The organism is Clostridium sp. (genome assembly GCF_047777555.1).
Classification (GTDB): domain Bacteria; phylum Bacillota; class Clostridia; order Clostridiales; family Clostridiaceae; genus Clostridium_H.
On the sequence record NZ_JBKEEV010000017.1, the window covers coordinates 1 to 10,661 of the forward strand.

The window sequence follows — 10,661 nt, forward strand, 5'->3', positions numbered from 1 at the left end:
GGCTTGTTGATGCTGTCCTTTATGGAGTAAAGGATGTTAAGAACATAGTACATAATCAGAGAGTGCATGTTCATATAGGAACTAAAGAAGTCCTTGCTAGAATAAGGATTTTAGGCAAAGATGAAATTCTAGGAGGAGATAAAGGCTATGTTCAACTAAGATTTGAAGAACCGGTTGCGGCACTTAGAGGAGATAAATTTATAATACGTTCCTATTCTCCAGAAGTTACTATAGGTGGAGGAACTATAATATTTCATTCAACAAGAAATAGACAAAGATTCTCTGAAGAAAGCATTAAGGAATTAAGTATAGGAGAAAAAGGTACTTTAGATGAGCTAATAGAGCTTTGTATTAAAGATTCAAAAGGGTTTTTAAGTCTTAATGAACTTTTTAGATTAACCCTTGAAGATAAAGAAGAAATAGAAAAGGTACTTAATGATTTAGTATATTACAATAAAGTAGTTTATTTAAAGGATGTAGATAAGTATTTAAGCAGAGAGCTGTATCATAAATACATGGAGAGCATTAATAATGAGTTTAAAAATTTATACGAAAAATATCCTTTTAGATTTCAAATAGATAAGGAAGAAATTAAAAGTAAGCTATTTAATTATTTGGATGTAAAAGAATTTACTGCTTTAATAAATTCATATATTAAAGATGGTATTTTTGAAGTGAATAACAACTTTTTAATTCAAGGAGATAAAAAAGCCATTAAGAAGATTCTTAAAATGCCTGAGACTAAATTAATAGAAAAGACTATTCTTGAAGATGGACTAGGGGTTAGAAATATTCAAAGATTAAAAGAAACTGTGAATATAGGGGAATATAAGCATGAAGATATTGTGAAGTTTTTAGTACAGATTGGCAAAGTGGTAGATTTAGGAGGAGGGGTTTTACTCCATAAAGATATCTTTAATGAAGTTGTAAAGAAGATAAAAAATATTTTTGATAAGAAAAAAACCTTTTCTGTAGCAGAAATTAGAGATTATCTAGAAACAAGCAGAAAAATAGCTCTAGCACTAATGGAATATTTAGATAGACTAGGAGTCACCATAAGAGAAGGAGATATTAGAAGGCCGGGAATTAATTATATGAAGTATTTTACATAGAAATTGGTTTAATTCTATATTGAAAGGAGGTGAAAATCAATGATAAAAATAACTAAAGCAGCTGTTGAGAAATTCAATGAGTTAAAAGCTGAATTAAATAATCCTGAAAATGCTATGCTTAGAATTGTTTTTGGAGGCTATGGCTGAGGAGGTCCAAGATTAGATTTGACTCTGGATGAGTCAAAAAAAGAAAATGATATTATAGAGGAATCAGAAGGTATAAAAATAGTATATAATAGTGATCTTGAAGAATTCCTAAAGAATTCAACCATCGATTATTCAGACAACTGGTTCCAACGTGGATTTATTATAACAGGAGGAAACGCATCCTGCTGCTAATAAAAAAGAGGGCTGCAAGGCAAAAAAGCTTTGCGGCCTTTTTCTAAAGTTGTTCCCCAATTTTTTTATGTATTGTATTATAATAGGTTTATATTAATGATAAATTACTAGGGTTAGGAATGATGATTGCACAATGAAGTTAAATTTTTTAGGTGGAGCATCAGAGATTGGAGCTAGTTCAATACTTGTAAATATAGACGGTAAAAACATACTGTTAGACTGCGGAATAAGGCAGGGAGGAAACAAAGACCCACTGCCAGACTTAAGGACAATACAAGATAAGGGCGGATTAGATGCCATAGTTTTAAGTCATGCCCATATGGATCATATAGGAGCACTGCCTATTATAAGCAAGGAATATCCTAATGCAAGAATATATATGAATAATGTGACAAAGGATTTAGTAAGAGTTCTTCTTTATGACAGTATAAAAATAATGAATAATAGAGAAGCTGAAATTCCATTATACTCTGAGACAGATGTAGAAAATATGCTGGATAGGGTTTTTACTATAAATTATGAAACTACTTTTGCTATATTAGATGGAATAGAACTTACTTTTTATATGGCAGGTCACATTGCAGGGGCAAGCTGCATTTATTTGGTTTCTAAAGAAGGAAGCTTGTTTTATTCGGGAGACTTTTCATTATTTTCTCAAGTTTCAGTAGAAGGAGCTAGAATTCCAAAGTTAAGACCAGATCTAGGAATATTTGAATCAACATATGGTGATAAGCTTCATGGAAACAGAGAAATAGAACAAGAGAGGCTTATAGAAATTGCTGAAGAATGCATAGCAAAGGGTGGGAAAATGCTAATACCTGCCTTTGCTTTAGGAAGGTCTCAAGAAGTTATATTAATGCTTAAAAAAGCCATGAACAAAGGTAAACTAAAGAAAACTAAGATATATGTTGATGGCATGGTTAGAAATATAAATAAGGTATATAAACAAAATCCATTGTATCTTAAAAGTTACTTGGGAAAGAAAATATTAAAGGGAATAGAACCTTTTTATGATGATAATATAATTCCAATAAAGGATAAACAGCAGAGAGAAGAGATAATTAAAAGCAAGGAAAGCTGTATAATAATATCAAGTTCTGGAATGTTAAGCGGTGGACCAAGTGAGCAGTATGGGGAAAGTATAGCTTCAGACGAAAATGGATATATAGTGTTTACTGGATATCAAGATGAAGAATCTCCAGGTAGAAAATTATTGAATTTAATAGAAAGCCCTGAGGAAGAGAAAACTATTGAATTAAATGGGAAAATTATACCTGTTAGAGCCATAGTAAAAAGAGTTGGGCTTTCAGCACATAGTGATAAAGATGAGATTAAGGCGCTTATAGCTGCACTTTCTCCAAGGCATAGTTTTCTTGTTCATGGGGAAGAAATGATAATCTCATCTTTAGCAAAAGAAATTGCTAAGGATATAAGAACATTGGTATACACTCCTAAAAGTGGAGATGAATTTGATATAGATATAAAAAATCCTAGAAAGCAATTAAGAAAAGAATTAAAGTATAAGTTAAACAAAAAAGAAGCTTTTGAAGCAGAGTTTCAAGAGGAACTCTGGAACTTTATAAGACAGAACTATGGAGATAGGGCGTTTGCAATAGAAGATATAATATTCATTTGGTATGGAAAAGAAGGCAATTCAAAAGAAGAAATTCAAAGGTTTCAAGATATATTGTTAAATTCAATATACTTCAAACAGGATTTAAGAAGGTTTTTTATGTATAGAGTATGTAGTCTTGAAGATGTGGAAAAAGAATTGGCACCTAAGGAACTAAAACAAAATGAAGTGCTGGACTTAGTAGAGAAATATTTTAAAGAATATGATTATAGAAAAGCAGGATTAAAGCTTGATGAGAAAAAGGTTATTTTAAACTTTGATTTTCCAAGGGCAGTAGATAAATCTATATATGCTCGCATGGAGGACTTCACAAAGGAAACCAGCTGGGATATAGAAATCAATGAAAGAAGTAACACTAATGCAGCAGAAGCTTTGATAAGAAACATTTTTGGGGCTATGAATATTAAAAAAATATCTTTTCATCTTTTAGATAACAAATACATAGTAAAAGCAGATAAACCTATAGATAATTTAGAAGAGATTTCTGAAAGATTTAAGTATTTAACAGGTTTAGATATAGAGTTTATTTTTGATGAAGTATCAAAAGAAAATAAGGTCTGTGAAGTTGAAGAGATATTTATTAGCAATTCTCATAAAAAGGTGGAGCAGAATAAAGCTTTAGAATACATAGACAAATTCTTTTATGATGAAGAATTTAAGCCTTACAAAAAGAGTGTAAAACTTCCTAATTCTATAGAACTTTGCTTTATATCCCCTAATGTAGGTTCAAAGTATGAGGAAGACATAAGAAAGTTATCTTTACAGATAGGATGGAATATTTCTATAGCAAAGTCTGTTAATCAAAATGAAGTTATAAAGACTGCTCTTCAATTATGCTTACAAAATGAAATTAAATTAAAGAAAAATCCATCTTTTAATCCAGCAAATCTTCAAGTTACTTTAAAGCTGGATATGGATTCTGTGGATTTAGATAAACTGAATAAAATCAAAGAAATATTTGATTATAATACAGGGTGCAGTTTAAAATGGTAATGAGATGAACTGTAACATAAAAAATAAGGAGGGGCTAACTAATAATGAAAATATATATTAGTGCTGATATTGAAGGAACAACAGGAATAACAAGTTGGGATGAGACTGAAAAAGATAAGGAAAGTTATGCTAGATTTCAGGAGCAGATGAATAGGGAAGTAAAAGCTGCTTGTGATGGGGCAATAAAGGCTGGAGCTGAGGAAATATGGATTAATGATGCCCATGACAGTGGAAGAAACTTGAATCCTAGGTTATTTCCTAAAAACATAAAAATAATAAGAGGGTGGGCAGGACATCCTTTTTCAATGGTACAGGAACTAGACAGCAGTTTTGATGCAGTCTTATTTACAGGATATCATTCTCATGGAGGTTCTAGCAATAATCCTCTAGCTCACACTATGAATCCATATGATGTGGATTACATAAAAATCAATGGAGAATATGCTAGTGAATTTACCCTTCATGCTTATGCAGCTGCCTATGTTGGTGTACCATCTGTATTTGTAAGCGGAGATAAAGGACTTTGTGAGAATGCCAAAAGACTTAATCCAAATATCAGAACAGTAGGAGTAAATGAAGGAAGAGGAGCTTCCACTATAAGTATTCATCCAGATTTAGCAGTTGAAATGATAGAAAAGGAAGTAGAGGAGGCACTAAAAGGGGATTTAAGCCTTTGTAAAATTGAATTGCCTAAAGAATTCAATTTAGAAATAGGATATGTATCTCACACAAAAGCTCATAGATTCTCATTCTACCCGGGAGCAAAGCTAGTATCTCCTAAAGTTGTATCATTTACTTCAAAAGACTACTTTGAAATTTTAAGAACAATACTATTTCTTACATAATAGAAATAAATTGTGACAATCTTTAATATTGAACCTCCGTATGAGATTTGCATTTAGGAAAGCTTCACTACGCAAAGAAGCTCTAATATTTCTGGCTTTAAAACCCCTAAACCTTCTAAACTCACTGCCGTTCAGACAATAGAAGGTTCTTACGGTGTTTTAAATCCAGAAATAAAGAGCTTCTAACGCTTGTTCAACGCTTTCTACAATGCAAATCTCATACTCCGGTTCAATATTAAAAAGATTATTCACATTTATTAAAGAAAAGCATTTTTCTAAAAGTAAATACACATACAGACAAATCTAATATTAGACTTACAATTATTAGCATTTATTTAAATTTCATATTTAGGTGCACTTAATAAAATTGAATCGCAATTTTCTTATAATGAGAATTATTAACTATATAAATAAATTATAATTATGAACGCTGAACCGTATCATAAATAAGTGAGATTTATAGTCTTAGGCATTGAAATGATTTGTCTAAGACTATTTTCATATGTAAAAATATCTACAGTATTAAATATATTTATATAATTGAAGTAAAATATTATATTTAACATAAACTTAACAAAATTATGATAAGATATTTAATGGATAAGATATTTAATAAACAAGATATATCTATTTGAATGGAGATATACTGATGAGTAATAGGAAAATGCACAAATTATTTTCAATGCTTTTAAATGTTTCTAATAACTTAAAAGATGGAGGAGAATATTTTTATGATTATAAGATTAATGAAGAAAAAGATCTTGATGTATTTAGATTAAAAATGAAAGAATTTGAGTACAAAGGTGATGAGCTACTTGATGAATTAATTAAGGAATTAAATAACACTTTTATTACTCCAATTGAACGTGAAGATGCTTTAGAACTTGCAGCTCACATGGATGATATTCTTAATGGATTTGAAGAATGCGCAGCTCGTCTTTACATATATAAAATATATAAAATAGACAATTATATGTTGCAATTTAGTGATTTGTTAAATAAGTGTGTAATTGAAATAAATAATGCTGTAGAATTGCTCTCACAAAAAAGACTTCTAGAAATAAGACAGCATGCAATTAAAATTAGAGAATATGAGAAAAGATGTGATATCCTTGAAAGAGATACAATAAAGGCACTTTTTGAAAGAGAGAAGGACATTTTGAGGCTTATTCAATATAAAGAGATTTACGAAATTCTTGAGAATATTGCTGACGATTGTCAAAGGGTTGGAAAAGTTCTCGAAACAGTAATAATGAAAAATGCATAAGGAAATATAAAATGGCATCGTATTTATTAGTTGGTTTGACTGTTATTCTTGCATTACTTTTTGACTTTATTAATGGATTTCACGATACTGCAAATGAAATTGCAACTGCAGTTTCAACGAAAGCATTGAGTCCAAAACGTGCAATAATCATTGCTTCCTGTATGAATTTTATTGGGGCAATACTTTTTACAGGTGTTGCGAAAACAATTGCGAAGGATATAGTAGATGTTACAAATATACCTGATTTAGCAATAGTTATAATTGCCGCACTTGTTTCAGCAATAGCCTGGAATCTTATTACTTGGTACTACGGAATACCTAATAGTTCATCTCATTCACTTATTGGTTCAATAGCAGGAGCGGCAATAATAGCGGCAGGACTTGGATGCATAAATTATAAAGGGCTCTTATCTATACTTGAATCATTAATTATATCACCTATACTTGCTCTTTGTGTAGGATATATAATGTTTACTATTTTTAAATATTTATTTCAAAATTTAAATCTTTCAAAGGCAAATAGACGTTTTAGAAGAATTCAAGTTATTACAGCTGCAATTCAATCTTTTGCTCATGGAACTAATGATGCACAGAAAACAATGGGTATAATATCAATGGCTTTAGTAAGTAGTGGACTAGCTAACGCAGGAAGTATTCCATTTTGGGTTCAAGTTTCCTGTGCCACGGCTATGGCACTTGGAACTTCAATTGGAGGATGGAAAATAATAAAAACCGTAGGAACACAAATTATAAAAATAAGGCCTGCTACTGGTGTTGCGGCGGACTTATCTTCAGCGTTAATTATATTTGGGGCATCAAAAATTGGATTGCCTGTAAGTACAACTCATGTTATTTCATCTTCAATAATGGGCGTTGGTGCTGCTTATAGAGTTAAAGGAGTAAATTGGGGAACAGGTAAAAGGATGATAATTACTTGGTTTATTACACTTCCAATATCAGCTGCACTTTCAGCAATAGTATTTAGCATAATAAAAATATTTTTATAATTATTTATAATAGCACAGTATAGTTGAATATAGCTGCACTGTGCTATTTTTTTATTAAAAATAATCTATGTTCTGAATTTTTACCTCAATGTTTAAAATTATGCTCATTATTTATTAACAACTGCAATTATAAATTATAATTATATTAAACAAATAAAAGTTATTATTTGCTGTTAACGTATTCATATAAGTTGGAGAGGTTGGCAATAATAATAACTATAAAAGAAAATAAGTTTAGGAGGGTATTTATGATTAAGAAAAGATTGTTAGCTATGACTCTAAGTGCTCTTATGGTAGGCTCAATGTTTGTAGGGTGTGGCAAAAAAGAAGAAGCAAGCGACACCAATAAAGACTTAAAATTGACTATTTACTGTGGACTTATGGAAGACCATATGGTAAAAGCAGTGGCAGAATTTGAAAAAGAGACTGGCATAAAAACAGAAGCTGTTAGAATGAGCTCAGGAGAAATACTTACAAGAATAAAAGCTGAAAAAGAAAATCCTAAAGCATCTGTATGGTTTGGAGGCCCTGCCGATGGATTTATTCAAGGAGCACAAGATGGAGTAATAGAACCATACATTTCCCCAAATGCAAAAGATATACCAGACAAGTTTAAAGATAAAGATGGATATTGGACAGGAATATATGTAGGATACCTTGGATTTGTATCAAATCAAAAGCTTTTGAATGAAAAAGGCGTACAAGTTCCAACTAGCTGGGAAGACTTGTTAAAACCAGAATTCAAGGGCCAAGTTTCTATGGCTAACCCAGGTTCATCAGGAACAGCTTACACTACACTTGCTACAGTTGTTCAACTTATGGGAGAAGAAAAAGGTCTTGAATATATGAAGAAACTTAATGGTCAAATAAGAACTTATCAAAAGTCAGGAACAGCTCCAGCAAGAATTGCAGGACAAGGAGAAGCTATGGTAGGAATTACATTCCTTCATGATGCTATAAAGTATAAGGAAGAAGGAATGAAGGATATAGTTCTTTCAGCTCCAAAGGAAGGAACTGGTTATGAAATCGGTGCAGTTGCTTTGATTAAGGGCGGCCCAGACCAAGAAGCTGGAAAGAAATTTATCGATTGGTGTTTAACTAAAGAAGCTCAAGAACTTGGTCAAACTGCAGGTTCTTATCAATTCTTAACAAACCCAAATGCTAAAACACCAGAACAAGCTGAACAGATAAAGGATACTAAACTTATAGACTATAATTTAGATTGGGCAGGAAAAAATAAGTCAAAGCTTGTAGAAAAATGGAATAATGCAGTAAAATAATTTGTTTACACTCAAGACCAGATTATAATCTGGTCTTGAATTAAATATATAATGATGCTGAAGGGAGTGCAGATATGGGGCTAAATAAACAAAAAAGCAGGCTGAAGAGCGACCTTGTAGATATGAAAAAAATATGGCGCGATCCAGTGCTTTTAATCACAATAATATTTGTTCTTTTATCACTAATAATTTTTATAATTTATCCACTATATGCTGTTTTAAAAGTAAGTTTTATAGGAAATGATGGATTTACCTTAGATGCATATATAAATACGCTTAAAAATTTGGAATTTAGAAAAACTTTAAACAATACTTTAATACTTGGCATTACGGTTGGATTATTATCAACTGTTATAGGATTTATTTTTGCTTATGCTGATTCATATATAAAAACACATTTCAAGAAGTTATTTAAATTGGTTTCAATACTTCCAATTATATCTCCACCTTTTGTACTGGCTCTTTCAAGTATAATGCTGTTTGGGCAGTATGGACTTATAACAAGAAGAATATTTGGAATTGAAGATGCAAATATATATGGTTTTAAAGGTCTTGTATTAGTTCAAACTATGACATTTTTCCCAGTTGCGTATTTGCTTCTTACAGGTTTATTAAAGAATATAGATCCTTCTTTAGAAGAAGCTTCAAGAGATATGGGAGCATCCAGATGGAAGACTTTTACTACAGTAACTCTTCCACTTATGGCACCTGGTCTTGCTAACTCATTCTTACTAACTTTTATAGAAACTGTTGCAGACTTTTCAAATCCTATGGTTATAGGAGGAGATTTTAGCACACTTGCAACTCAAATATATATGCAAGCTATAGGAAATTATGATATGCAAGGCGGAGCAACAGTAGCTGTTATACTATTAGTACTATCCATATTATTGTTTGTCCTTGAAAAGTACTGGATAGAAAGAAAGACCTATGTAACTGTTACTGGAAAAGCATCAAGAGAGAGAACTCCAATTACTGAAAAGAAAATTGTTTATCCAATAGATTTAATTTGTCTTTTAATAACTGTATTTGTTTTAAGCTTTTATGTATTAATACCAATAAGCGCATTTTTTAATGTTGCAGGAGTAGATTATACTCTAACTACTAAACATTTTAAATATGTTTGGGAACTAGGCTTTGAAGCAGTAAAAGATACTACTCTACTATCAGCTATATCAACACCAATAACAGGTGTGTTAGGTATGGTTATTGCTTTCTTAATTGTAAGAAAAAAATTCTTCGGAAGAGGTTTTATAGAATTTACGTCACTACTTGCAATGGCTGTTCCTGGAACAGTTATAGGTATAGGATATGTATCAGCTTATAATACTAAACCTTTAGTTTTAACAGGTACAGCAGCTATTATTATAATATCCTTCGTTATGAGAAGTGTGCCAGTTGGAGTGCGTTCTGGGGTAGCTTCACTTCAGCAAATAGACCCTTCTATAGAAGAAGCAGCTTCAGATTTAGGAGCAAGCAGCACAAAGGTATTTACTTCTATTACTCTTCCACTTATAAAAAATGCATTTTTCAGTGGACTTGTATATACCTTTGTTAGAAGTATGACTGCGGTAAGTGCTGTAATATTCCTTGTATCAGCCAGATACAGTCTTCTTACAGTGCAAATATTATCACAGGTTGATACAGGAAGATTTGGTGTAGCATCGGCTTACTCAACAATACTTATAATAATCGTATATATAGCTATTTCTATATTATACTTTGTACTAGGCAAATTAGGAGTAAGCAAGGAAGAAATCGAAATCTAAAAATAATGGAGGATAAATATGAGAAGTAAGGGTGTTAATATAAAAAATTTATCTAAAATATATATTGGTGCAAATAATAACGAATTCAAAGCAGTTGATAATATTTCTGTAGATATAAAAGCAGGAGAATTCGTTACATTATTAGGACCATCAGGCTGTGGAAAAACGACTACTCTAAGAATGATTGCTGGATTTGAAATTCCAACATCAGGAGATATATATTTAGGAGGAGATAAAATAAATTCTCTTCCACCAGATAAGAGAGACACATCAATGGTATTTCAAAGCTATGCATTATTTCCGCACTATAATATTTTTGACAATGTAGCTTATGGATTAAAGCTTAAAAAGCTTAGTAAAACTGAGATAAAAGAAAAGGTTTCAAATATAATTGAACTTGTAGGACTTAAGGGCAT

The 10,661-nt window shown here is 31.3% G+C and carries 9 protein-coding genes; all 9 read left to right on the plus strand.

All coding sequences use genetic code 11. From position 1 onward, the window contains the following. Positions 1-1,112 (plus strand): SelB domain-containing protein (locus tag ACFWTK_RS13100; RefSeq protein ID WP_415876397.1); only part of this gene is annotated, 1,112 nt, incomplete at its 5' end. 39 nt (positions 1,113-1,151) lie between these two features. Beyond that, a complete protein-coding gene (locus ACFWTK_RS13105) occupies positions 1,152-1,451 on the plus strand; it encodes a HesB/IscA family protein (protein WP_415876398.1) in 300 nt (99 codons plus the stop codon). A gap of 133 nt (positions 1,452-1,584) precedes the next feature. After that, positions 1,585-4,077 (plus strand): MBL fold metallo-hydrolase, encoded by a 2,493-nt coding sequence (locus tag ACFWTK_RS13110; protein ID WP_415876399.1) that lies wholly within the window; start codon positions 1,585-1,587, stop codon positions 4,075-4,077. Positions 4,078-4,121: 44 nt separating this feature from the next. Beyond that, positions 4,122-4,922 (plus strand): M55 family metallopeptidase, encoded by an 801-nt coding sequence (locus ACFWTK_RS13115; protein ID WP_415876400.1) that lies wholly within the window; start codon positions 4,122-4,124, stop codon positions 4,920-4,922. 649 nt (positions 4,923-5,571) lie between these two features. After that, positions 5,572-6,189 carry a DUF47 domain-containing protein gene (locus tag ACFWTK_RS13120; protein WP_415876401.1) on the plus strand — a complete coding sequence of 206 codons (618 nt, stop codon included), beginning with the start codon at positions 5,572-5,574 and terminating at the stop codon, positions 6,187-6,189. An 11-nt stretch (positions 6,190-6,200) separates the two neighbouring features. Beyond that, positions 6,201-7,196 carry an inorganic phosphate transporter gene (locus tag ACFWTK_RS13125; protein WP_415876402.1) on the plus strand — a complete coding sequence of 332 codons (996 nt, stop codon included), beginning with the start codon at positions 6,201-6,203 and terminating at the stop codon, positions 7,194-7,196. Positions 7,197-7,444: 248 nt separating this feature from the next. After that, positions 7,445-8,476: an ABC transporter substrate-binding protein gene (locus ACFWTK_RS13130; RefSeq protein ID WP_415876403.1), complete on the plus strand. Its 1,032-nt coding sequence runs from the start codon at positions 7,445-7,447 to the stop codon at positions 8,474-8,476. 74 nt (positions 8,477-8,550) lie between these two features. After that, positions 8,551-10,245, plus strand: a complete 1,695-nt coding sequence (locus tag ACFWTK_RS13135) for an ABC transporter permease (protein WP_415876404.1) — start codon at positions 8,551-8,553, stop codon at positions 10,243-10,245. A gap of 18 nt (positions 10,246-10,263) precedes the next feature. Continuing rightward, on the plus strand, positions 10,264-10,661 hold a 398-nt coding region (locus tag ACFWTK_RS13140), incomplete at its 3' end, for an ABC transporter ATP-binding protein (RefSeq protein ID WP_415876405.1).

Coding starts and splice junctions, on each gene's coding strand:
- ACFWTK_RS13110 (WP_415876399.1), top strand. CDS start 1,585: ATGAAGTTAAATTTTTTAGGTGGAGCATCAGAGATTGGAGCTAGTTCA.
- ACFWTK_RS13115 (WP_415876400.1), top strand. CDS start 4,122: ATGAAAATATATATTAGTGCTGATATTGAAGGAACAACAGGAATAACA.
- ACFWTK_RS13120 (WP_415876401.1), top strand. CDS start 5,572: ATGAGTAATAGGAAAATGCACAAATTATTTTCAATGCTTTTAAATGTT.
- ACFWTK_RS13125 (WP_415876402.1), top strand. CDS start 6,201: ATGGCATCGTATTTATTAGTTGGTTTGACTGTTATTCTTGCATTACTT.
- ACFWTK_RS13130 (WP_415876403.1), top strand. CDS start 7,445: ATGATTAAGAAAAGATTGTTAGCTATGACTCTAAGTGCTCTTATGGTA.
- ACFWTK_RS13135 (WP_415876404.1), top strand. CDS start 8,551: ATGGGGCTAAATAAACAAAAAAGCAGGCTGAAGAGCGACCTTGTAGAT.